Source organism: Klebsiella sp. RHBSTW-00484 (genome assembly GCF_013705725.1).
GTDB lineage: Bacteria > Pseudomonadota > Gammaproteobacteria > Enterobacterales > Enterobacteriaceae > Klebsiella.
Map to the genome: position 1 here is coordinate 6,306,505 of NZ_CP055481.1, position 24,178 is coordinate 6,330,682.

At 49.4% G+C, this 24,178-nt stretch carries 23 protein-coding genes; 6 read left to right on the top strand and 17 right to left on the bottom strand.

All coding sequences use genetic code 11. The annotated features are described in order from the left end of the window. The first annotated feature begins 53 nt into the window (after nucleotides 1-53). The 3 genes from HV213_RS29620 (at nucleotide 54) to HV213_RS29630 (ending at nucleotide 3,258) form a co-directional block, all read left to right on the top strand. Complete coding sequence (locus HV213_RS29620) at nucleotides 54-776, top strand: glucosamine-6-phosphate deaminase (protein WP_181484309.1); 723 nt, start codon at nucleotides 54-56, stop codon at nucleotides 774-776. A 476-nt stretch (nucleotides 777-1,252) separates the two neighbouring features. Next, nucleotides 1,253-2,509, top strand: coding sequence for an MFS transporter (locus HV213_RS29625; protein WP_228288585.1), 1,257 nt, complete (start codon nucleotides 1,253-1,255; stop codon nucleotides 2,507-2,509). Next, on the top strand, nucleotides 2,506-3,258 hold the full coding sequence (locus tag HV213_RS29630; protein WP_181484311.1) for a GolD/DthD family dehydrogenase: 753 nt from the start codon (nucleotides 2,506-2,508) through the stop codon (nucleotides 3,256-3,258). Before HV213_RS29625 ends, HV213_RS29630 begins: the two co-directional genes overlap by 4 nt. Before the next feature lie 186 nt (nucleotides 3,259-3,444). On the opposite strand, the gene yieH is transcribed toward HV213_RS29630, so the two are convergent. Beyond that, on the bottom strand, nucleotides 3,445-4,110 hold the full coding sequence (gene yieH, locus HV213_RS29635; protein WP_181484312.1) for a 6-phosphogluconate phosphatase: 666 nt from the start codon (nucleotides 4,108-4,110) through the stop codon (nucleotides 3,445-3,447). A gap of 167 nt (nucleotides 4,111-4,277) precedes the next feature. Between yieH and adeP the strand changes: the two genes are divergently transcribed. Next, nucleotides 4,278-5,615 (top strand): adenine permease AdeP, encoded by a 1,338-nt coding sequence (gene adeP, locus HV213_RS29640; RefSeq protein WP_181484313.1) that lies wholly within the window; start codon nucleotides 4,278-4,280, stop codon nucleotides 5,613-5,615. 49 nt (nucleotides 5,616-5,664) lie between these two features. Here the strand turns inward: adeP and HV213_RS29645 are convergent, their stop codons facing one another. From HV213_RS29645 to HV213_RS29665, 5 genes are all read right to left on the bottom strand, one after another. Further along, nucleotides 5,665-6,231, bottom strand: a complete 567-nt coding sequence (locus HV213_RS29645; RefSeq protein WP_181484314.1) for an NADPH-dependent FMN reductase — start codon at nucleotides 6,229-6,231, stop codon at nucleotides 5,665-5,667. 37 nt (nucleotides 6,232-6,268) lie between these two features. Then, nucleotides 6,269-7,006 carry a 4'-phosphopantetheinyl transferase family protein gene (locus HV213_RS29650; protein WP_181484315.1) on the bottom strand — a complete coding sequence of 246 codons (738 nt, stop codon included), beginning with the start codon at nucleotides 7,004-7,006 and terminating at the stop codon, nucleotides 6,269-6,271. A 146-nt stretch (nucleotides 7,007-7,152) separates the two neighbouring features. Then, complete coding sequence (yidZ, locus tag HV213_RS29655; protein WP_181484316.1) at nucleotides 7,153-8,112, bottom strand: HTH-type transcriptional regulator YidZ; 960 nt, start codon at nucleotides 8,110-8,112, stop codon at nucleotides 7,153-7,155. Beyond that, nucleotides 8,081-9,265, bottom strand: coding sequence for an MFS transporter (locus HV213_RS29660; RefSeq protein ID WP_181484317.1), 1,185 nt, complete (start codon nucleotides 9,263-9,265; stop codon nucleotides 8,081-8,083). Before HV213_RS29660 ends, yidZ begins: the two co-directional genes overlap by 32 nt. 121 nt (nucleotides 9,266-9,386) lie before the next feature. Further along, nucleotides 9,387-10,274, bottom strand: a complete 888-nt coding sequence (locus tag HV213_RS29665; protein WP_181484318.1) for a LysR family transcriptional regulator — start codon at nucleotides 10,272-10,274, stop codon at nucleotides 9,387-9,389. A 93-nt stretch (nucleotides 10,275-10,367) separates the two neighbouring features. On the opposite strand from HV213_RS29665, the gene HV213_RS29670 reads away from it, so the two are divergent. Continuing rightward, a complete protein-coding gene (locus HV213_RS29670; protein WP_181484319.1) occupies nucleotides 10,368-11,075 on the top strand; it encodes an HAD family hydrolase in 708 nt (235 codons plus the stop codon). Nucleotides 11,076-11,090: 15 nt separating this feature from the next. Here HV213_RS29670 and HV213_RS29675 read toward each other — a convergent pair whose 3' ends face one another. The 3 genes from HV213_RS29675 to HV213_RS29685 form a co-directional block, all read right to left on the bottom strand. After that, a complete protein-coding gene (locus HV213_RS29675; RefSeq protein ID WP_181484320.1) occupies nucleotides 11,091-11,531 on the bottom strand; it encodes a hypothetical protein in 441 nt (146 codons plus the stop codon). A 117-nt stretch (nucleotides 11,532-11,648) separates the two neighbouring features. Continuing rightward, a complete protein-coding gene (locus HV213_RS29680) occupies nucleotides 11,649-12,056 on the bottom strand; it encodes a GNAT family N-acetyltransferase (RefSeq protein WP_181484321.1) in 408 nt (135 codons plus the stop codon). A gap of 369 nt (nucleotides 12,057-12,425) precedes the next feature. Further along, nucleotides 12,426-16,187: a hypothetical protein gene (locus tag HV213_RS29685; RefSeq protein ID WP_181484322.1), complete on the bottom strand. Its 3,762-nt coding sequence runs from the start codon at nucleotides 16,185-16,187 to the stop codon at nucleotides 12,426-12,428. A gap of 486 nt (nucleotides 16,188-16,673) precedes the next feature. Here HV213_RS29685 and HV213_RS29695 point away from each other — a divergent pair. Beyond that, nucleotides 16,674-17,785 (top strand): IS3 family transposase gene (locus HV213_RS29695; protein WP_411195475.1). Its coding sequence is split into 2 segments (ribosomal slippage): nucleotides 16,674-16,935 and nucleotides 16,935-17,785, totalling 1,113 coding nucleotides; the frame shifts between segments, so codons are not numbered across the junction. 11 nt (nucleotides 17,786-17,796) lie between these two features. Here the strand turns inward: HV213_RS29695 and HV213_RS29700 are convergent. The 8 genes from HV213_RS29700 to HV213_RS33835 all read right to left on the bottom strand — a co-directional run bounded on the left by HV213_RS29700 (nucleotide 17,797) and on the right by HV213_RS33835 (nucleotide 23,856). Further along, on the bottom strand, nucleotides 17,797-17,988 hold the full coding sequence (locus HV213_RS29700) for a hypothetical protein (protein WP_181484323.1): 192 nt from the start codon (nucleotides 17,986-17,988) through the stop codon (nucleotides 17,797-17,799). Nucleotides 17,989-18,137: 149 nt separating this feature from the next. After that, on the bottom strand, nucleotides 18,138-19,358 hold the full coding sequence (locus HV213_RS29705) for a tyrosine-type recombinase/integrase (protein ID WP_181484324.1): 1,221 nt from the start codon (nucleotides 19,356-19,358) through the stop codon (nucleotides 18,138-18,140). Between the two features lie 254 nt (nucleotides 19,359-19,612). Continuing rightward, complete coding sequence (gene mnmE, locus HV213_RS29710; RefSeq protein WP_181484325.1) at nucleotides 19,613-20,977, bottom strand: tRNA uridine-5-carboxymethylaminomethyl(34) synthesis GTPase MnmE; 1,365 nt, start codon at nucleotides 20,975-20,977, stop codon at nucleotides 19,613-19,615. Between the two features lie 194 nt (nucleotides 20,978-21,171). Next, the gene (gene yidC / locus HV213_RS29715) at nucleotides 21,172-22,818 is read right to left on the bottom strand and encodes a membrane protein insertase YidC (RefSeq protein ID WP_110276013.1); all 1,647 of its coding nucleotides are present in this window, start codon (nucleotides 22,816-22,818) and stop codon (nucleotides 21,172-21,174) included. 2 nt (nucleotides 22,819-22,820) lie between these two features. Then, nucleotides 22,821-23,078: a membrane protein insertion efficiency factor YidD gene (gene yidD, locus HV213_RS29720; protein ID WP_004871831.1), complete on the bottom strand. Its 258-nt coding sequence runs from the start codon at nucleotides 23,076-23,078 to the stop codon at nucleotides 22,821-22,823. Further along, on the bottom strand, nucleotides 23,042-23,401 hold the full coding sequence (gene rnpA, locus HV213_RS29725; RefSeq protein ID WP_004871829.1) for a ribonuclease P protein component: 360 nt from the start codon (nucleotides 23,399-23,401) through the stop codon (nucleotides 23,042-23,044). The genes yidD and rnpA overlap by 37 nt, the downstream gene beginning before the upstream one ends. A 15-nt stretch (nucleotides 23,402-23,416) precedes the next feature. Beyond that, on the bottom strand, nucleotides 23,417-23,557 hold the full coding sequence (gene rpmH / locus HV213_RS29730) for a 50S ribosomal protein L34 (protein WP_002220736.1): 141 nt from the start codon (nucleotides 23,555-23,557) through the stop codon (nucleotides 23,417-23,419). 218 nt (nucleotides 23,558-23,775) lie between these two features. Continuing rightward, entirely contained in the window at nucleotides 23,776-23,856 is an 81-nt protein-coding gene (locus tag HV213_RS33835) for a hypothetical protein (protein WP_420915787.1), read from the bottom strand. Nucleotides 23,857-24,178 lie beyond the last annotated feature (322 nt).

A 24,178-nucleotide genomic window follows, 5' to 3' on the forward strand; every position in this document is an offset into this window, starting at 1 on the left:
AGTAGGGAGCCTGGGTTCTGGCTCCTTATCTTCAATATACACAGGGAGATAAAATGAAATTAATCGTGACGGAAGATTATGAAGAGATGAGCCTGGTTGCCAGCCATCATCTATTAGGCTACATCACCGCACCGTGTAGAATGAATCTGGCGGTGACGGCTGGCAGCACGCCTAAGCGCATGTATGAGCATGTGACCAGCGCAATCAAAGGGAAACCGTTTTATTCTCAGATCCATTATTACAACTTTGATGAGATTCCTTTCCGCGGCCAGGATCGGGAAGGCATCACCATCAGTAATCTGCGTAATCTGTTTTTCACTCCCGCGCAGATTCAGGAACAGAATATCCACAAGCTCAGCCATGAAAACTTTATGCACCATGACCGTCAGTTACAGGAAGATGGTGGCCTTGACCTGATCGTGATGGGGCTGGGTGCTGACGGTCATTTTTGCGGTAACTTACCGAATACCACGCGTTTCCATGATGCAACCGTTGAATTCCCTATTACCGGGGATATGGTTGGTATCGTCGCCCATGGCGAAATGGGCGGGGATTTCTCAGTGGTACCGGATAGCTACGTTACTATGGGGCCGAAAAGCGTGATGGCGGCGAAAAATTTGCTGCTTATCGTCAGCGGTGCGGCGAAAGCCCAGGCGTTGAAGCAGGTGATTGAAGGTGAAGTGAGCGAACAGGTTCCGGCCTCGGTACTGAAACTGCATCCTTCATTAGTCATCATCGCTGACAAGGCTGCGGTTGCTGAGCTGAGCAAAGCGTAAACTTCCAGGGCATAGCGTAAGCGGATTGCGCTATGCCTACTGGACTCGTTTCTGAGCTAACTACTGACTGACTATTACCTCTTTTTTCATTGTTTCTGCCATCACTATTATTAATGCATTCTGTCTTTAATTATTCTTTCGGAAATATAATTCACTCATCTTAACTATTTAAACGCGGATTGCGAAGGTACTTTATAACTTTGTATTTTTGATGTGAATGCAATTTGTGTTAATATTCATTTGGTCTTTTTATTAATGTCTCGTATTAATATGTGAGCACGTGCTGCTTTAGTTATAGATGATTGCCATTTTTAAAGGTGAGTGGCAAAAATACAAAGGTTTTATTGTGAGTGTTTTTTATACTTCATTCGAGTTGTCTCCTTAAGTAAAAACTACAGTCAAGGATCAATGGAATGATAATAAGTTCATCACAGTCATCTGAAACTCCCTCGGAGTTTTCCCGGGTTGTATTTGGTATGCCAGTTAAACTCTTTTGGGGCTATATCGCCATAGCCATTTTTATGACGGGCGATGGTGTCGAATTAGCTTTTCTCTCAAAATACATCATTGATATTGGCTTTGGTGTTTCACAAAGCGCAATGATATTTACCGTTTATGCTGTTACTGCCGCTATTGCTAGTTGGTTATCCGGAGGGATTAGTGAGATCTATGGCCCCCGGAAAATTATGGCGTTAGGTGTAGTATGGTGGGTCGTGTTCCACGTGTTATTTATTCATTTTGGTCTGGCAGCCAAAAATTACCCACTTATATTGGTTTTTTACGCACTACGTGGTTTTGCCTATCCGTTATTTTTCTACGCTTTTTATGTGCTTGTTGTTCAGAGAACGCCGCCACATCGTTTGGCTTCCGCAACCGGCTGGATTTGGTCGATGTTCACCATCGGTTATGGCATCGTTGCGTCTTTCTTACCCAGCGTAACCATTCCGCTTATGGGGTTTATTGCCACATTATGGATGTCGTTAGCATGGGTTGTTGCTGGGGGTATTCTGGCGCTGTTGACGTTGAAGGAGTTGCCTTCACAAAATAAGTCTTCGATTCCTAAATCGGCAAAACTACAGGAAATAAGCCGTGGTGTAACGCTTATCTTTGAGGATAAAAATATCTTTCTGGCATTAATCATCCGGGTGTTATGCAACCTGGCATTGTTTGGTTTTCCTATCTTTATGCCGTTGCATTATACCTCTCAGGAGGTGGGGTTTACTGCGGAAGAATGGATGCGAATCTGGGGGATATTCTTCCTGGTGCAGCCGGTCACTAATGTTCTGTGGGGCATAATTGGCGATCGAATTGGCTGGTTATTCCAGATGCGCTGGGTAGGCTTCTTTGGTTGTACTATAACCACGTTATTGTTCTATTTTATGCCTCTGTACTTCCCTGCCAGTCTTGGGATGGCTATCTTTTTTGCTCTTTTGTTAGCGTTTACGCTTACCTCTTTTGTCCCCATGGGGGCTATTTTTCCGATGCTGGCGCCCGATCATAAAGGTGCGGCAATTTCAGTGCAAAATCTGGGGGGTGGCATTGGCAACTTCATTGGCCCAGCTATTGCTACGCTCCTCTTTAGTCTGTCTTTTGATATTAAAACTGTGGTCATCTGCTATTCAGCACTTTACTTCCTCGGCGGAGTGCTGACGTGGTTTATTCGAAATCCTCAGCTCAATCTGACGCAGAACGAAATGGATTTAACCTCTCTGACTCTTAAGGAAGAAAAATGAACATTGATAATTTTTTTGGTTTGAACGGAAAAGTTGCCATGGTGACTGGCGCATCGGCAGGTATTGGACTCGCCATTGTCGAATTGATGAATGAATTAGGCGTAACGGTCATCATGGTGGATAAAAATCCGCAGGTTGTCGAACAGGCGAAACATATACTGGGTAAAGGTATCGGCATCGCCGCCGATCTATCCGATATTGATGCGATCCCTGCACTGGTTCAGCACGTAGTGGATGGTTATGGGCGTATTGATATTCTGGTGAATAATGCCGGGATCGGCATTCTTGAATCAGCCTCAGAGGTGAAAAAAGAGAGCTGGGATGCGACATTGCTGGTTAACCTGACAGCGCCTTACTTCCTCTCTCAGGCGGTTGGAGAGTTTATGATAAACCAGCACAGTGGCCGTATCGTTAATATTGCCTCCCAGGCCAGCGTTATTGCTCTGGAGAATCACGCAGCGTACTGCACAAGTAAAGCCGGACTGGTTATTGCGTCAAAAGTGTTGGCGGCAGAGTGGGGGAAATATGGCATTACCGTCAATACTATTTCCCCAACCGTGGTAGAAACGGAATTAGGTAAACGCTACTGGCAGGGTGAAAGGGCAACCGAGATGAAGGCTAAAATTCCAACAGGGCGTTTTGCCATGCCGGATGAAATAGCGGCTGCGGTGGCTTATCTTGTCAGTGATAAGGCCGGGATGGTTACTGGCGAGAATCTTATCGTTGATGGCGGCTACACTATTATCTGATTTGCCGAGCTATCTCAATGCTGAGACGGATGGCAAACCTGCTTTATCTATTGTGCTCGTATTTCTGCCGGGCGGCGGCTAACACCTTGCCCGGCCTGCAAATTCCAAAACGAGTTTCCTATAAGCTCGGACAGAAGCACTGCCGGGTCATTTCAGATGAGTGCACTCTGTCTGCAATCTGAATACTTAGCGCGTGATATCCCACCCGCGCGCTTTCCACAGATCCGGCAGCTCATCCAGGCGGGTAAACGTTGTCACTTTCGGATGCACGATCGGCTTGTTGTGCGGATCGGCGCAGAAGTAGAACACCTCCATTCCGGCAGCGATCCCTGACTGTGCGCCTGCGCTGGAATCATCGACCAGAATGCAGTTCTCGACGTTCACGTTCATCGCTTTTGCGGCATGGAGCATCAGGGCCGGATCGGGTTTCCAGCGCTGGATGTCGTAGCCGCTGAACAGTTTTTCCGGGAAGTGATGCAACATTCCCAATTTACCGAGAGAGTGCTGCATTTTGCTCACCGGGCCGTTGGAGACCACGCACATCGGCACCTTGACCGCATCCAGCAGCGCCTGTGCCCCAGGAATGACTTCCAGTTCAGTATCAAACAGACGTGCAACTTCATCGCGGTAAACCGGCTCAAGAGTCGCTTTTTGCAGGTCAACGCCGTACTCCGCGTTAATGGTGTCGATAATCTCGTAAAGTTTTACGCCCTTGAAGCGCTTAAAAATTTCTTCTAAATCCAGCGTAATGCCAAATTCCCTGAACATATGGACGTAGGCGCGGGAGCAGATCACCTCGCTGTCGACCAGCGTGCCGTCACAGTCGAAAAATACTGATTCTGGTTGGGTCATGTCGTTTCCATTTTAGTAAGTTAACGTTTTCGTCATGCTGATTTGTGAGACGCAATCGTTGCCGTATAAGCAAAATCAATGAAAAAAAGTATCTCACAACTGCCCTTATTGTCGCATTTTGGTATAGGATAGCGACGAATTTTCCCTCCTTTGTTCGGAAACCGATAATGAGTCAACAACAAACCAGCCAGTCTTCTGGCCAGGGTCTGCTGGAGCGCGTGTTCAAACTCCGCGAACATGGCACGACGGCACGTACCGAAGCGATTGCAGGTTTCACTACCTTCCTGACGATGGTGTACATCGTTTTTGTTAACCCACAAATTCTTGGCGTCGCGGGTATGGATACCAGCGCTGTTTTTGTGACCACCTGTCTGATCGCCGCGTTCGGCAGCATCCTGATGGGACTGTTCGCTAACCTGCCGGTGGCGCTGGCACCCGCGATGGGCCTGAACGCTTTCTTCGCGTTTGTCGTGGTTCAGGCGATGGGCCTGTCGTGGCAGGTCGGGATGGGTGCGATTTTCTGGGGCGCTGTTGGCCTGCTGCTGCTGACGATTTTCCGCGTACGCTACTGGATGATTGCTAATATCCCGGTTAGCCTGCGTGTCGGTATTACCAGCGGTATCGGCCTGTTTATCGGCATGATGGGGCTGAAAAACGCGGGTGTCATTGTCGCAAACAAAGACACCCTGGTGAGTATTGGCAACCTGACGTCCCACAGCGTACTGCTGGGTATTCTTGGCTTCTTTATTATCGCGATTCTGGCTTCCCGCAACATTCATGCGGCGGTACTGGTTTCAATCGTGGTCACCACGCTGCTGGGCTGGATGTTGGGTGATGTTCACTATACCGGCATCGTTTCTGCGCCGCCGAGCGTGACTACGGTGATCGGTCATGTTGATCTGGCGGGTTCGCTGAATCTCGGTCTGGCGGGAGTTATCTTCTCGTTTATGCTGGTGAACCTGTTCGACTCCTCCGGTACCTTGATCGGCGTGACTGATAAAGCGGGTCTGGCCGATGAGAAGGGTAAGTTCCCGCGCATGAAGCAGGCGTTGTTTGTCGATAGCGTTTCGTCCGTTGCGGGTTCCTTTATTGGCACCTCTTCCGTGACTGCCTATATCGAATCGTCTTCAGGGGTTTCCGTTGGCGGCCGCACCGGCTTAACCGCCGTAGTGGTTGGTCTTCTGTTCCTGCTGGTTATCTTCCTGTCGCCGCTGGCGGGTATGGTTCCGGCCTATGCCGCAGCCGGTGCGCTGATTTACGTTGGCGTTCTGATGACTTCCAGCCTGGCACGCGTGAAGTGGGATGACCTGACCGAATCGGTTCCTGCGTTTATTACCGCCGTGATGATGCCGTTTAGCTTCTCTATTACCGAAGGTATTGCCTTAGGCTTTATCTCTTACTGCGTGATGAAGATTGGTACCGGCCGTCTGCGTGACCTCAGCCCATGCGTGATTGTGGTTTCACTGCTGTTCGTGCTGAAGATTGTGTTTATCGACGCTCATTAATGCGCGTTTCCCTCACACTCGGCATGCTGGCGAGTGTGAGGGAACAATACTACGCTTTAACCCGCTGAATATACTCGGCAAAGGCGCTTAGCTGCCCGCTGAGATGATCGAGCGTACTCTGATCGACCACCTTCCCCTCCTGCGGATCGACCTTATTCTGAATCACACCGCCCATAAACTCTGGCTTGTTCATCACCATCGCATCGAGGAAGACCAGAATCTGGCGCAGATGATACTGGCAGCGTGCGCCGCCAATCACGCCCATTGAGCTGGTTTGAATCAGTACTGGTTTGCCGGATAGGGGCTGTTCTGGCAGACGAGACAGCCAGTCGATGGCATTTTTCAGACCACCAGGAACCGAGTAGTTATATTCTGGAGTTACGATAACCACACCATCCGCTTCACGAATTTGCTGAGCAATATCCTGCACGCTTTGCGGGAATCCCTCTTCCTGTTGGGCGTCGGCATCGTACAGCGGAATCGCGCCAATGGATGGTAACGCGGAGATTTCCATTCCCGCAGGCGCAATGCCGGGCAGGGTGCGCGCTACCATGGCATTAAAAGAGCCCTTGCGCAGGCTTCCGAGTAACGTAACAACTTTCAACGTATCAGACATGATTGCTCCTTTGCATCATGATGGCCGGACGGGCCGGTCAGTTGAGGGAGAAGGCTTTTTCGGTTGGTAAGCTGGTAAAGCGCATGAGTCGGGTGGATAACTCTTTTGCACGAACTTGCGCGTCAGGTAGGCTGTGCCACCCCGCTTTGCCGCCATATTCCCAGATTTTTAGTTGGCCAATATCCGGGCTTGCGGCGATGGACCAGACCAGTACTGTTTCGGCGTCGCAGACGGCTTCTATTGGCTGCATTCTGCCCGTTCGTAATCGGCCCGATCCCGGCAGAAGCTGTAGGTGAACTGGGGATTCTCCGGTCAGCTTCAGGATGCTTTTACGGAGTGCAGCCAGTTGAGCGCGAGCCTCATCGGGGTCGTGCTGATTGCTAATCCATAAACGTTCATTGCTATTAAAAGCGTAGCGGTCAGCGTCGTGTAATGAATGTAAGCCGTGGGAGGTGTGCCGTAGTTCCATATCCAGGCCGCAATCACCTTCGGTAGTTAGCGCCACGCCAACGATATTTCCGGCATACGAGATGGAAAAACGCGGGAGATTTTCGTCGCGAAAAACCGGTTTTCCATTCTCTTCATCAATGATTTCTGGAAGTTCTCTAATGCCATACAACATAAAGAGTAGTTCTGCGAGTAGCGATCGTGATGCACGATAGCGGCTTTGTCGGTACTCGGGCAGGCGTCTTGCTGATTGATGACAGGCTGCCGACAGGCGTGTTGATTGTGGTTCTCTGGTGTTGAGTATCCCTCTTGCAAAATGCGTTGCCATTCGTCGCTCCGTGATTAATGGTCAATGATAAAAACTGCGAATAATATTATCGCTCAGAATAGTCAGGTTTTAATGCGGAAATTACCTCTTGAAAAGGGAAATTGTGTGAATTTTACAATTTATTGCGCGAACGAGGCAAACCAGGGCTATAACGGGTCGATATAGAGCTGCCTGAGCGTTTCTCGCAGCCAGACGATCTTCGGGTTGTAGCTATTGCGCTTATGCCACAACAGCGTGAAGGGTACACGCACTTTCTCCAGAAGCGATGGCTCTAGCGGTAGTGGAAGCGAGACCAGCGGTAGGTGGTGCTGCTGATTATAACGCTGACAATAGCGTGGCGCAGTTGCCAGCATCGTATGATTCGGCTGTGCGGCCATAAACAGCGACTGCTCAAAACCTGGCACAGTCAATGCCACGGTGCGTTTATGCCCCAGATCGTCTAGCACGTCATCCAGCGCCCAGGTATCGCTCTGCTCCCAACATATATTGATGTGCGGATAGCGTAAGAAGGTTTCAAGATTCCACTCCTCGCTAAGCGCAGGGTGATCGGTGCGTAGCCACACCTGCGGTAAGTCGGTAAACAGAACCTCAAAATCAATATACCAGGGCAGCATACTCACTTGTTCCCGTGAGCGCGGATGGGTTTCCCGCCCGCAAAAGCCGATATCGACTTCGCCACGAATAATAGCATCCAGTGAATCGTAATCCCAATTACGCAGGCGGATCAGCGCTTGAGGATAGTGCTGGTAGATCCGTTGGGAAAGCGAATTCAGCAGAATCATCAGTAGCGGCGATTCCGCCGCCAGCTCAAACTTCAGACCGCTTGGCATCGTGTGATGAGGCTTATCGAGGATCTGATTGCCCATCTGCATCCAGTCCGCCAGATCCTGTTCCATGCTGCTCATCAGTGGCGTAGGCGACAGCCCCAGAGGCGTTTTAACAAACAAGGGATCGTCAAACCAGGCGCGCAGCTTAGCCAGCGACTTACTCACCGCCGACGGCGAGACGTTCATTCGTTTCGCCGTGCGGGTGACGCTGAGCTCCTGCGTTAAAAGCTGCAGGCACAAGAGTAAGTTAAGATCGAGACTCGACAGGGGTTTCTTCATAGCGCTGCGCGGCCCGCGACGGGGAAGCGACCATAATCAGAACAATGCTTACTATGCTACAGGCAATGAGTATCCCGATCAGCATATTCATTGCGCTGAGTCCGACGATCGCCGCCAGCCAAATCCACAGCGAAGAGCCGCAGACCTGAGCAATCCCTAAAACTGAGCTTGCGACGCCCGCGCGCAGGGTAAATGGCCCCAGAGCCTGACTCATCGCCACGCCAAAGCCGACGGAGAATCCGGCGCAAATAAGCCCCAGTCCCAGCATCGTCATGGTCTGGCTGGTGGAGAGGCAAAGTAGCAGGCCAGCGATAAAGAACAGAACCTGCGAGGTCAGCATCAGCGTGCGCGGCTTAAACAGCGTCAGGGCAAACGGTGTCGAGAACGAAACCACCATACTGACCAGCGCCATCAGCGCCATCGCCATGGAATAGGTACCGCGATCGAAGCCCATCTCTTCCATCATCAGCACCGGGGAGACGTTAACGTAGGTCAGGATAGTCGTCACGCTCAGGGTGGTAATGACAATTCGGCTGAGGAAAAAGCGGTTAAGTAGCGACTCGGGGGCGATATTTTGCTGTGTTTCCGTGTGCGGCATGGAGGTTGGGCGCGTTTCCCGCAAAGCAAAAATCGAAAGCAGGCCCACCAGAACGCCCATGCCGGTCATGGTATAGAACAGGCTCTGCCAGGGGTATTTCAGCATAATCAGATGGCCCAGTACCGGAGCCAGTACCGGAATAATGCAGGTGATACCGTTTAGCAATGACAGGACTTTGGCACGGCGGCGATCGTCGAGGGTATCGCGCAGAACGGCAAAGGCGACGACGTAGCAACTGCCCGCGCCAATCCCCTGAATAAAACGCCCAACCAGGAAGTGGGTACTGACCTGCGCTTGAGAACAGAGCAGGGACGCCAGAACAAAGACTATGGCTCCGAATATGGCTACTGGCTTACGCCCTGATTTATCCGCTATACGGCCAGCAAACAGCATTGCGGCGGCCATTCCCGCGAGATAAACCGAGAAGGCGATGTGCAGCTGCGCTTCGCTGGCCCCCAGGTCTTGTGCGATGCGCGGCAGGCCGACCAGATACATATCGATGCCGGATGGATAAAGCAAAACCAGCGCAAAACTACAGATAAGAAAGCGTGCCATAGAACCCCTCGCGATAAGAATGTCGTACAGAATAGAGACGATCGCGCGGTAGTACGAGTTGCCATTTGGACAACAATGATTTCCTGGGAGGAAAAACGCTTTGGAGATAAACGATTATAAGTTAATGATTTGATTTTATACTGTTTTTTACTGTCTCAATAAATTGATCGCGTAAATGATTACTTATCTGCGAATTCCAGACGAGACCAATATCCCAGCCAGCCTGGTTTCCTTCAAGATTGTGCAGACTCACTCCTGCAGGGAGGAAGTTACGCACGCTTTCTGGTAGCAACGCGACGCCGTTTCCCCCGGCGATCAGGGCCAATAAAGCATGTATATCATCCGTAACGGACGCGGGTTCGGCTGTGATGTCGCTTTGCAGAAGATATTGCCTTGTTTGTTCCGCCAGGCAGGGGCTTTGATCCGGATTAATTTGCAATATTGTGCTCGACATTAAAATATCTCGCTCGCTTTTTTGCTGCCAGGTTTTTGCTGATGGCACCACCAGAATAAGCTTTTCATGTTTAATGAATATTGAACTTAGCGGTTCGGTCATAGGAAGGCGAACAAAACCGACATGCAGCGAACCATCCATTAAGAGTTTGCATTGCACGCTTGATGGAATATGACTCACGGATATTTCTATGCCTGGATACATATTTTGAAATATGTTAATCCACGTCGAAACGGTATTGAATGATGAAATCCCAAATCCAATTAATAAACTATCGCTATTCTTTTTTTGTATTTCTCGCGTGTAGCTTAAAAAATGATGGTGTTGTTTTACCAGATCGTGAGCTTTCGAAAAAATCTGCTGCCCAAGCTCAGTGAGTATCGCACCGTGGCGTCCGCGCTGGAAAAGCGCCCCACCGATCTGCTGCTCTAATGCCTGGATTTGTTTGGATAAGGCTGGCTGCGTGAGGTGCAGGGCCATGGCGGCCTTGTGGTAGCTACCTTGTTCTGCAACAGTAACAAATGCGCGTATGAGTCTTATATCCATTCCTGACATTTATCGAACTCTGAAAAAATGGAATTATACACTCTATCATAAGTCAGAGCATACTTGCTAAGAGGTCTTTCATTATAAATAAGGACGATATTAATGTATCAAAATAAGTCGATAAAGTTAGCCGTTCTTTTCGATATGGATGGTGTATTAATTGATTCTAATGCTGTTATCGAGCGTGCATGGTGTGAAGCCGCGAAAATGTACGGCCGTGAAATTAGCGACGAAGATATTATTAAACATATTCATGGTCAGCCGGGACCACACACGATTCGCGCGCTGTTTAATGACCTACCTCTTGTCGATCGGCAGAAAGTCCAGGAACATATTATTTATGTCGAAAACACAGCCAGTTATGAGGCTATCCCTGGCGTGGCGAAACTTATTACTTCCCTTAAGGAAGCGGGGATCACCGTCGGTATTGTTACCAGCGGCTGGCGTGAGAAAATCGAGCGGGTGATTGAAATGCTTCATATTCAGTGCTGCATTTCGGTCATCGTCGAGCGCGATGATGTTGCCAGAGGTAAGCCTCATCCTGACCCCTATCTGCTGGCGGCGGCGCGGTTAGGGATCCCGGCGAATCAGACGGTGGTTTTTGAGGATTCCCGCAGCGGAGTCACTTCCGCCGTTGCTGCTGGAGCGTATTGTGTAGGGATAGGCAGCGATGATTTACTGCCTTACGGCGCAATGCTTGCTATCCCTGACTTTCGTGGGGTTCGCGTTGTGGCAGAAGGCGATAGCGCTCGGATGCTTTTATTCACACCTGAACATTGTGTACAGATGGGACAGTTATCGCGTTTCTGAGCCAACTAGCTGGCGTTATCGGCGCGGCCAAAGATGCTCATATGATGTCACCACGCGAGGCTCACCCAGCGTTTCAATCATACCCAGCGGCATTTGCCGTCGGGTTTCTTGCTTCCCAATAACCAGTGCGTTTTCAGTATCAGCCCAGTACAGAGCCGTGTGAGTGCCCCGCAGAATATCGACCAGACTCTGCCAGAAAGCATCAGTTCCCGGAACATGCACAAAATCAAGGTTACTGACTAAAGGAATTGCATCATTGGTCGCCCATACAGAGAGGTAATATTCGGGTTGTTGAGGATATTTAAGATTGTAGGAAACGAGTATTTTTCCGGCGATTTCACTGCGAGAAATATTTTTATTTGTAATAGCATCGCCAAACGCTTCCTCAACAATGGAAAGCGGGAAAAATCCCTCCTCGCCATGATCAAAAGCCTGGAGCCAGTAATCCATACTCATGATGTTTCTTCCCTTGTGGATAAATGCAATATACAAACCAGCAAGCAGATATGTTAATGCTTATTTATTGCGGCTTGTACCTGCATTCATCTTTAGTCATGACATTTGAGAAAATATCTACTTCCAAATCCTCGCCATACCTTCACTTTCTGGCCTGACGCTGGTAAAACCAAATTTCGCGTACAGCTCGGGAACATCGGCTACCAGCGAGACGTATGCTCCTTTAAACGCGTTTTCATCCAGCCAGGTGACAATTTTTTGCATGATCTGTCGACCAAGGCCTTTCCCCTGATGGGCAGGGTCAACGGCGATATCAACGATTTCAAAGTTCAGCGCGCCGTCGCCGACGATACGCCCCATGCCAACAGGTACGCCATCCCAGAGGATATGCACGCCATAGCAACTGTGCGGCAGACCCGCGCGAGCACCCTCCAGCGGACGTGGTGACATACCTGAAATAACGCGCAGACGACAAAAGTTTTCCGCGGAAGGGACGGTATCAATAAAGATGTAATCAGCAATCATTGTCGTATCCGGTAAGTGATGGTACCAATAAAGGTAATTGAGAAAGCGGTACGCGTGAAGACGTAAAGGAAGAATAAAAAACCCGCTTTAACAGAAAGTTAATGCGGGTTAGTCAATGCAATACAGAAGCTGGAAAATCGAGCTAACTCGTTAATCTATCAGCGATACGTTGCCTTGAAAACATGGCTATGGGCACATTCAAGGACACAAAAGTATACAATGAATAACCAGTACCTCTGCTCTGCTAGGTGTTACTGCTGAAAGTTCGCTTGTTACACAACGTAATACTCTTTTTTAACCCCATTCTGATGTTCTACTGATAGACAGTGTTTTTTCAGTAATCATTTGTTTAGTTTGGATTTTCATGATTCATGATTCCTGATTCCATAAACCATCTTCGTCATGCATCTGCGCTTCATATTCGTAAGATTTTGCAAGAGCTTCGATCATGATGGCAACGTTAGGTTTAGTATCCTTCCAATGGTTCGCTAAGTATCTGAATTTTTCCGAAACTTGTCGCTCTTGCGTTCCACCGTCATATGGCATACGGGTAGTGACACCACGAGTGTTACGAACTCCGGTTTTGAAACCTCGCCTAATGTCTTTGCAGTCATCCTGATCCAATAGATCGGCAATGATTGGGTGTGGCCAACATTCCACATTTTTATTTAAAGGCCAATCAGAAAGCCAGGCTCCTATAGTCAGGTCCGTGATAGCCTCTCGATCATTATCTTTTGCCAACTCTCGAACTCTGTTGATCCACGAGAAAAACAACTCGCTATTTATTTCTCCAGCGTGGTTCATACCAGGAACGCCGTGTTCTTCGTGGAGTAAACTACTGGCTGTCCGAGCAGCTGTTTGTAGATGCTCAGGTAGAGGTTCACGTGCTGTATTATGAGGTTTGTAGGCGAGACAGATGAGCTCCATAAAAGAATCTGGTTCACCTAATATTTCTGCCATCAAATGTGGTGCACCGTATTTGTCTCTTTTAAGTAGTGGATAGTAAATGAACTCCAGACTTACCATTTCTGCAGGATTGTTTCCTGCGTCAGTAAGCGCCTTGAATATACGAGAAATGTGCCATGAACGAGGGAATTCGGCATTTTCTTCTTGGCCAGCAGCGATGCCTTTTAGAATCAGGATTAGCGACTCCCTTGGTAAGTCACTAGAACGATCTCCCATAGCATTTATAGCTGTTCGCGGCCTTCCTGCGGCAAGTAGTTTTTCGATGCAAAAGAGCAATTGCTCCTTATTCGACTGGAAATAAGACGGTCGAACATTCAACCAGAAATGATCGAGAAGCATTTGATATTGATTTTCAATAAGTTGCCACAAGTTCATTCCTTGCGGAGCATTTACCATGAAACCAGCCATCTTTTCGGAAGAGGCGGATTTTTGCTCGAGTTGAGATAAGCATGTATCGAGGAAATCAAGGAGTTCTGCTTGAGGTAGCGCATGAAGTACACCGCTGGTCAGTGAATCATATAACGACGAACCCTGTGATGCCTCCAGATACCATTGACACAGCCATTCCGCCATCTCTTCACGTTCGAATGGTTCTTTAATAAGCTCCCAGCCAACAAGTCGCGGATCTCCACAACGTTTGGCTAGTCTATGAATACCAGACCAACCCAGTGCTTGGAAGATTTCTCGAAGGGCGAGGGTGCGCAATGCATTTCTTGTCTTGTTCGCTTTTTCATGATCTTCTTCATACCCGTCTGGGAGTTCAACCCATCCATTGGAGAAAATCCATGAATGCCTGACGACCAGATCATCCGCAGCTAGTCTGTCAAAAAATGGTCTCAACGCATCAGCTGAATATCGATCGCGTTTATCACCATCTTGGTTAAAAGAGTTTTCCCAGTTCAGAAATTGTCTGACGGCAGTGCGAACTGTTTCTCGCTGCTCATCGGGTAAAGTTGTAGCTTTACCTACCAGTTCGATTACCTTTTCTCTGAAAGTGGTGTCCATATCATTTATTTTCGGGACAAGATCAGAGATATAATGGGCATTGTCCTGAGCTTTCTCTAACAATAAATCTGCAACAGGTAGTATGAATCGTTGAATCTCACTATAGGTGATGCCCTCGTTAGTACCCGCATCATCGTCACGCCAGCGAGGTTTTGCATTGGGTGAAACCATATCAAGTTGGTTGGGTAGTAGGGCCATCAAAAGTTTCCAGGCTACTTCGGGATATTTATCGACGACATTCCTGAGTGCTCGGAGTCTTATATCGACGGACGCGGCTGTTTGTGGATACCAAGAGCGAAAAAAGGAAACCAGAGTATTAAATGGCGTATTACCCCAATTCCCCTTTATTTCTATATTTGATAGTTCTGCAAGGATATTCGCAACTCGTACGAGTCGGGCGGGATACCATGCCAGCAATTCCAAAGCCCAAAGTAGGTTGGCATGCCAGCAGCGGCCCGATATCTCTGATGATGTTGTTTCCGTAATCAGGCGAGTGACTGGTTTATCAGGGCTATGCAAACTGTTTTGAACGGCGTTCAGAAACTCATCAGGAGCCGCTTCTGCTAGAGCTCGAAGAAAGGATGAAACGGAGAGCCAACGTTCTTCATTGGCATCTTCCAGGAGTTGAGTAATAAAGCCTCGTACAGAATTGCCAATAACAACATGCTGAAAATTGTCTGAAAAATAGCCGAGTTTGGCAATTGATTCCGCCATAGCCTCCAAAACAACACCGGATTGTTCGCGAACTTTGCCATAGATTGAGGCCATCCATCGTTTGTCCTCTTCCAGTTCCAGCACAGGATCCGGTTGTTCAAATACAGCTCGAGCTACCTGAAAGAATCTTGCCAGAATGGTGTTCGTTAGTTTGGGGGCCATTAGATGTAATAGCTCCATTGGCGCTTTCGCTTTCCAGAGAGAACCTATTTTTACGACTGGTGCATCATCAAGCGCAGCTAAACTTAATAGCTCATTTTCAATGTCTTCGTAGGTGCGGTTGGCAATCTGCTCAACACAAGCCCTGTCCCCTTCGGAGTCGCTATTCCAGGCACCCACGAGGGTAAGTAGCAACAAATTTTTGGCGTTGGCACCTTCAATCCAATCTGGTTTTTTGAACACCGGATTTTGCGCATGCCATCGACGAAAAACCGTCCATGACCTTCCCAGTGAGTGGGTATACCGTGCGGCATCAGAGGATGCGATCCCAAGCTCGCAAAGGGATTTTTCAAACTCTTCAGGTTGCGGACGTCTAAGTTCCACTATTTTCTGATCTATTGCTTGGCACCCAATTCCCATGAGATTGAAGGCCTGGTCTCCAAATGCCATCGGTACTATTAAGCTCATACCTTCGCGTGGGGCTCGTCGCTTGCTCAACTGGTTATTGGTAATGACCACCAATTCAATGCCGGGATTAGCATCAATGAACTGCCATCCTTGTTCTGAAGTTATACAGGCAGCACGTAAGAAATGGCCTTCTTCAATCAACAATGCGCAAACGAAAGCAACTGCTTCGGACTGACTGTCAGCCATTACAGTTATCAGCGGGTCATGCTGATTAATATTGTTTTGTAGCGTAAGCTTTGACTGCTCTCTACCATGAAATAGCGCAGGTGCAGTAATTGCGGGGCAGGATTGATTTTTCCAGTGCTCCCAGTAGTTTTCTACTGCTTCAATGCCATGACCAGCAATATCAAGCTGCATGCCTAGCCATAAACTGGTCGCTGGAGAGGTTTCCAGCCATGCTTCCAGATCGTCAGCATCCCAAACTAGTACATCCGCCCAGGCATTTTTTTTCCTTGCCTGTTCTTGCCAAGTACTTTTGCCTGGCCAGCGACGAGGAGTTACAAAAACAAAGGTTGCTTGTGCTTTTTGAGCAGCTGAAATCTGTTCCAGACGTTTCTCAAAATCGCTGTTGGCTTTGGATGCCGGATCTTTTGAGGTGCCTAGCTCCCAGTAGCTGAGCCCATCTGGAACCCAGGGATTTCCTTGCGCAACATCGACAACACCATCCCAGCCAGGAACATTCACCGAATCACCACCTGGCATGGTAATTGCTGTAATACGTGATGTAACTGATATAAGCCGCCTTACCAGGATTGGAAGCATTCCTTGTGCTTCACGCTTGTCTGACCATTGGACTAGATGAGTTGCGGTGACGCGCATAATGGAAGGCTCCTTTGGAATGTGCCTACTGACTGGTTCTTCGTTTTAATCAGAGTGGTCTCAGAAGTTATCAACTTGACCTAACTGGTTAATTATACAGCATATCAATTTCAAATTAGCATCTGTTCGTACCTCTAAAGATGTAAAAAAGTTATGTCGCATTGTTTATGCGGCGCGCATAAAATCGCCCTTAATATGAGGTGATAAGCATAGTTTTTGCGTGCTGACTTGCGCTATAGTCCCCACGTTGCGGTAAAACCGCAGCCGGAATTGGCGTTCCGAATTATCACGAGTGTCGGTAGCGATGTTTGTAGTGCTACTGGCGCGGCCTGCGCTCGCCCCTTCAATGGTGGCTCAGGCAGGGGCTTCGAAAGAAGCGCCGGGTCGTGATAACCGGTACGCCAACCTGTAAGTATCCCTGAAAAACGAACCATTCACTTTTAGAGATCTTCCGACATACTGATTATGTCCCCTGAGGAGATCGCTATGCGTAAGATCCGATTCACCGAGCACCAGATCATCGCCGTCCTGAAATCCGTCGAAGCTGGCAGGACCGTCAAAGATGTGTGTCGCGAGGCTGCTATTTCCGAAGCCAGTTACTACAACTGGAAGGCGAAATATGGTGGGATGGAAGCCGCTGATATCAAAAAAATCAAAGATCTTGAGGACGAGAACCGCCGGCTTAAACAGATGTTTGCGGACCTGAGTCTCGAGTGCCGTGCACTGAAAGACGTTATCGAAAAAAAGCTTTAAAACCAGCGATAAAGCGGGAGCTCGTCAGCTATCTGACGGCACAATTTGCCATGAGCATTCGCCAGGCGTGCAGGACATTATCGCTGAGCAGGACGGTATATTTTTATCAGCCCGATACCCGGCGCGATGAACCGGTGATCCAGAAGCTGACAGAGGCGGCTGAACGCTATCCCCGCTACGGATTTAAGAAGCTTTTTCAGGTGCTGCGCAGGCAGGGTAACACCTGGAACCATAAACGCGTTCACCGGATTTACTGCCTGCTGAAACTGAATTTTCGCCGTAAGGGAAAACAGCGTCTGCCGGTGCACAATCCTGCTCCGCTGGCGACGCCAGAGGCGATGAACCAGAGCTGGTCCATCGATTTTATGCACGATGCGCTGGTGTGCGGCAGACGCTTCCGGACTTTTAACGTGGTGGATGATTTTAACCGCGAAGCACTGGCGATCGAAATTGACCTGAATATCCCGGCGCAGCGGGTCGTGAGAGTGCTGGACAGGATCGTGGCAAACCGCGGATATCCGCTGAAGATGCGGATGGATAACGGCCCGGAGCTGGTCTCGCTGACACTGGCACAATGGGCAGAAGAACATGGTGTAATGCTGGAATTTATCAGGCCCGGCAAGCCAACGCAGAATGCCTTTATCGAACGGTTCAACCGGACATACCGGACAGAAATACTGGATTTTTATCTGTTCAGAACACTGAATGAAGCACGGGAAATTACAGAGCGCTGGCTGGCTGAATATAACGGCGAGCGCCCCCACGAATCCCTGAATAACCTGACACCGGAAGAGTACCGGCTGATGGCTGAAACCCCGGAAATCTCAAAAAGTGCGTGGAACTAAAACGGGTGTGCTTACACTACCTTTTCGCATAATTTTTTTGAAAATGTTTCAAACTCTAACTCTTGGCTTCTGGTATTTAATGTTGAAATGAAATGTTCAAGTACAACTCGGTCAAGTGTCCCTTTTTCTATTACTTTTGAATCCGAAAAACGCTCTGGGCGTCTATTTTTCATGAAAGCTTTCGGAGAAAAATTCTGTTCCACTATATAATCCTCTATAATGAATTTTCATTTTATAAATAATATAAAATTAACAGTGTTCCTTTTTAAATTATCTCGTATTTACAAAGAATTTAAAACTATTATTTAACATACAGTTAAGTGATTTTAGAGAAATGTAGAACTCTTCATAATTAACGATTTATCTCATAAGCCTTCCCAAACTTCCCGATAACCACCTTCCGCCCCTCCTCAATCTGCGCATCAACAAAGTCCGCCCAGGACTGAAGCATCTCCCGGCGTTGATGCAGGTACTGCGCGCGGTTGTAAACACCGCGAACGCCGCCGATCTTATGCGCCAGGCATTTCTCTACCCAGTCGGAGTTGTAGCCTTGCTCATGTAGCAATGTGCTGGCAGTACGCCGGAAGTCATGAATAACAAAATCCCTGACGTTCAGATCCAGCGTACGCACTGCGCAGTTAAGCGTTGTTTTAGAGATCGGGCGTCGGTGGTCGTTTCGGCTGGGGAAGACGTATGGAGAATCTCCGGCCAGAAATTTTAGCTCTTCGAACATCGCCAGCGCCTGCTTTGACAATGGGACGATATGCGGGTTATCCATCTTCATTCTTTCGCCGGGTATACGCCATTCCAGCGAATTGAAGTTAACTTCACTCCATGTCGCTTCAATCAGTTCTGATTTACGCACCATGCAGATGATCAGCAGGTGCAGAGCCAGTTTGTGGCGTCGGTTCATATTAGAGGTGTAGATCCCCCGTAACAGGATGCCGATCTCTTCTGCTGTTAGCGCCACGTCGCGGCTTGTTGCTTGTGCGATATAACGGGCCTCGATAGCGGCTGCCGGGTTGTTGAATATGATTCCCCTGGAAATCGCATAGGCCAGCATGCGTTTAAGAACGTTTCGCGTCAGTAGCGCGACGTGATCCGAACCTCGTTGCTTGATACGGTCGAGCACGACCTGAATATGGGCTGTTGTGAGTTCTTCCAGTTCCAGTTTTCCGATGATGGGAATGATGTCCTTCTCGATAACGCGAGTGACGTTGCGCGGATTGCGGTTACTTTTTTCAACGATATCGGTCAGCCATCGTTTGGCGAATGTTTTGACTGTCGTTGGGTCTTTCTGTTTAAGCTTTTCTTCCTGCTTTTTCTGCGCCGGATTGATGCCATGAGCAACCATCGAGCGACACTTTTCACGCCAAAGCCGCGCTTCTGCAAGTGAGAAAGCTGGGTATTCGCCCAGCGTGATCTTTTGCGATTTGTTGTCAAAGCGGTAGCGGAAACGCCAGATTTTTCGTCCGGTGGGAAGAACTTCAATCACCAACCCGTCATGATCGGCAAGTTGCCAGGGGCGGTTTCTGGGAGTAAGCGTGCGTAGTTTGGTATCTGAAAGTGCCATATCTCACCTCTACAGTGTGTCCATGAGAAGGCTGATTTGAGCATTTTTTATACCGTTTTTGTGTCCATTTGATGTGATTTTTAGCGCAAAAAATGAACAATGGCACACGGAGAATTTAAAGATGGGCACAATTCAGGACACAAAAATCGCGGATGAACCCGCACGACTATGGACCAGTACGGAAAGTAAAAACCCGCATTAACAGGCAGTTAATGCGGGTTAGTGGACGTTCACGGACGAGGATGGACTAAAACTTATTTGCCAATACAGAAACTCGAGAAAATCCGTCCCAGCAGGTCGTCAGAAGTAAACTCGCCGGTAATCTCGCTTAAACATTGCTGAGACAGCCTCAGCTCTTCCGCCAGCAGCTCACCTGCCCATGCACCCAATAGCTGCGCTTTACCCTGTTGCAGATGCTCTGCAGCGTCTGACAGCGCCTGCAGGTGACGACGGCGTGCGAGGAAGCCGCCTTCCATGTTAGTTTCAAAACCCATACTCTGCTTGAGATGGTCGCGCAATACATCTATCCCTTCGCCGGTACGCGCAGAGAGGCGCACAAGTGAGTGGCCATTCACTTCACTCAGACCCAGCGTTTCGCCGGTAATATCCGCTTTGTTGCGCACCACGGTAATCGGTAGTTTTGCCGGTAAACGTTCGATAAAGTCCGGCCAGATATCGGCGGGATCAATAGCGTCCGTGGTGGTGCCATCGACCATAAACAGCACGCGGTCGGCCTGTTCAATCTCCTGCCAGGCGCGTTCGATACCGATACGTTCAACTTCATCGTTGGCATCGCGCAGACCGGCGGTATCAATGATATGCAGCGGCATACCGTCGATATGGATATGCTCGCGCAGCACGTCGCGAGTAGTTCCGGCGATATCGGTAACAATCGCCGCCTCACGGCCTGCCAGAGCGTTAAGCAGGCTCGATTTCCCGGCGTTCGGGCGTCCGGCAATCACCACTTTCATCCCTTCGCGCAGCAGGCTGCCCTGGCGCGCTTCGGCGCGTACGGCGTCGAGGTCAGCAATCACCTCGTTAAGCTGGGCTTCGATTTTGCCGTCGGAGAGGAAGTCGATCTCCTCGTCCGGGAAGTCGATGGCCGCTTCCACGTAGATTCGCAGGTGAGTAAGTGCTTCCACAAGGTGGTTAACGCGGGTGGAGAAGGCACCTTGCAGAGAGTTCAATGCTGAACGCGCTGCCTGCTCGGAGCTGGCGTCGATCAGATCGGCAATCGCTTCGGCCTGAGCCAAATCGAGCTTATCGTTCAAAAACGCACGCTCGGAAAATTCGCCGGGTTTGGCGATACGCAGGCCCGGTAACGTCAGAATACGTTTGAGCAGTAAATCGAGAATCACCGGGCCGCCGTGCCCTTGAAGCTCTAACACGTCTTCACCGGTAAAGGAGTTCGGGCCAGGGAACCACAGCGCAATACCCTGATCCAATGTGCTGCCATCGCTGTCTTTAAATGGCAGGTAGTCCGCATATCGTGGCTTCGGCAGCTTGCCTAATATCGCCTGTGCGACGTCGCGCGCCTTCAGGCCAGAGATACGCAAAATGCCCACGCCACCGCGTCCCGGTGGGGTGGCCTGGGCGACGATAGTGTCGTTATGGCTCATGGTGACTCTCTATGTAGATGTAAAAAAGGCGGTCCATTGACCGCCTTCTCTGGCATTAACATTACCGTGAATACTCGAAATAATTCAAGTTGCAGGAAGGTGGCAAGTTAGTGAGGCCCCAAGAGCTTACTGTAGTAAGTGACTGGGGCGAACTAATGAAGCCAACGCATCTGCGGCTTGAAGAATGAAGAGTATCAGGATTTTTTCTTCTCGCGGCTATGTAGGCCACGCTTCTCCAGACCACGGTAAATCAGCTGCTGCTGGATAATGGTCACCAGGTTGCTGACGATATAGTAAACCACCAGACCAGATGGGAACCACAGGAAGAACACCGTGAAGATGACCGGCATAAAGGTCATGATCTTCTGCTGCATCGGGTCGGTTACCGTGGTCGGCGACATCTTCTGAATGAAGAACATCGTTGCGCCCATGATGATCGGCAGGATGTAGTACGGGTCTTGTGCTGACAGGTCGTGGATCCACAGGATAAACGGCGCATGACGCAGTTCAACCGAAGCGCTCAGCATGTAATACAGCGCAAGGAAGATTGGCATCTGGATAATCAGCGGGAAGCAGCCACCCAGCGGGTTAACCTTCTCAGCTTTATACAGAGCCATCATTTCCTGGCTTTGACGCTGTTTGTCATCGCCCAGACGCTCACGCATTGCCTGAATCTTCGGCTGCAGCATACGCATCTTCGCCATGGAGGTGTACTGCGCTTTGGTCAGCGGGTACATGATGCCACGAACGATAAAGGTGATAACGATGATGGAGAAGCCCCAGTTACCCAGGAAGCTATGGATCCATTTCAGCAGTTTGAACAACGGCTGAGAGATAAACCACAGCCAACCGTAGTCAACGGTCAGGTCAAGATGCGGCGCAACGGCAGCCATTTTGTCCTGAATTGCCGGGCCGACCCACAGGGTGCTTTCCAGCTTATCGGTTTGACCAGGCTGCACCAGAACCGGCTGAGATTTGTAGCCGATAGCTACAATACCGTTACCGAGATTCGCGGTGTAGAAGTTGTTCGTGCCGTTGTTCTGCGGAACCCATGCGGTAGTAAAGTACTGCTGCAGCATGGCAACCCAACCGTTTTTGGTGCTGACGTTCAGGTTTTCGTTATCAACGATAGTGTCGAATTTATATTTTTCGTACTTCGTTTCAGATGTTGAATACGCTGCACCACGGAAAGTGTGCATTGTCGTCAGACCACCTGTCTGGGTATCGCGATGCGTCGGCAGATTGGCAGACTGCTTCAACTGGCCGAAGGTCGACACTTCCAGTGGTTTTTCGCTGGCGTTCTGTACGCTATAGGCGACATTTACCGCATACTCACCGCGTTTCAGGGTGAAAGTTTTGGTGAAAACGTTGCCTGCTTTATCGGTGTATGCCAGCGGAATGACGATTTCGTTCTGGCCATCAGCCAGCACAAACGCATCTTTATCGACGTTATACAGCGGACGCGGGCCATTAGCCGGGTTATCCGGACCATCACGACCGGTTAAACCGCTCTGCGCCTGATAGGTAAATTGCGGCGTAGTTTCCAGTAACTGGAACGGTTCAGTCGACTTCAGCTCTTTCGGGTAAGCCAAAAGCAGCGCTTGCTCAACATCACCACCGCTGGTGTTGATGGTCAGGTCAAGCACATCGGTTTTTACCGTAATCAGTTTTCCCTGGCCACTGGCCGGTACGCCCTGGTCGGCGGCGCTACCCGCTGCTGTGGTCGTTGTCTGCGTGGTCTGCTGCTGAGGCTGAGGATTGTTATCCTGCTCCCAGGCTTGCCAGATCATGAAAGACACGAACAACAAAGCGATGATAAGAAGATTGCGTTGCGAATCCATCGTTAGTGTTCTCTGGTATCAAATGGTCCAGGCGGGACGGGATCGTCACCACCAGGGTGTAAAGGGTGGCATTTTAATACGCGTTTCACCGTCAACCAACTGCCTTTTATCAGTCCAAACCTGCGCAATGCCTCAATTCCGTATTGAGAGCAGGTTGGTGTGAAACGACAGTGCGGCCCGAGTAGCGGACTAATCAGGCGTTGATAGACCCGAATCAGGCCTATCAGGACCCGCGAGCCAGGCGACAGTGGCGGCGCCATAATTTTTCCAACGCTTCCGAGAGAGCACGGTTATCGAGGTCGGCAACCCCCTTCTTCGCCACCACCACGAAATCCATTGGTGGGAGTTCATGTTGACGTAAACGGAAGCTTTCACGCGTCAGACGTTTAATCCGATTGCGTTCATGTGCGCGTTTAACGTTTTTCTTGGCGACAGTAAGACCGATGCGGGGATGCCCCAGCGAATTTTGGCGGCCGAGGATGGTGATTTGCGGCGTGCCAGCCCGTAATGGCTGCTGGAAGACGAAAGTGAAATGACTGGGAGTTAACAAACGTAACTCCCTGGGAAATGCGAGCTTAACCACTCAGGGTTAGCTTTATTACTTGGAAACGGTCAGACGAGAACGGCTTTTAGCACGACGACGTGCCAGAACCTGACGACCATTTTTAGTAGCCATACGAGCACGGAAGCCGTGAGAACGGTTGCGCTTCAGTACAGACGGTTGAAAAGTGCGTTTCATGGCGGTTTCTACCTAAACTTGAATAATTTCACTGACTTTCGCGTATACCCGAACGAATTTCGAACGGCCTACGCCTCAGCGTGGGTGATTAAAGAGGCCGGATTGTAATAATTGTACACTCCGGAGTCAATTCTCTTTCCTTATTTCTCGCACCTTGCCGCACAAAAAATAAGCGATGGCACGTTGCGGAAAACGGGCATTACGCGCCGGGTGGGGGATTATACGACCTGGTGGATAAAGCGCAAGGATCGCAAAGGATCTTTGTTAGATCGATTAAGCCCAAAACCAGCATAGCTCATTAATTTTTCCAATATGCGGCTGAAATCGTGCTTCACTCTCCCCGGGATCGTTTACACTTACCCGGCTTCGATCCTTCCTGTGGATAAATCGGGAAGAATCTGTTGAGAAATACAAGATCTCTTTCTCACTTTAAGCTATGATCCGCGGTCCCGATCGTGATCCAATGATCCACATCGGGTAATAACCGCAGATAGCGGTTCGCACGTCACCCCTTTTGTGCAGGGGCTTTTCGGCTAATGCAGGGTCTTGTCGACGTGTGCCAACAATCACGATTGTTTCAGTTTCTCTTTTATATCGATTTTTGTTCGAGTGGAGTCCGCC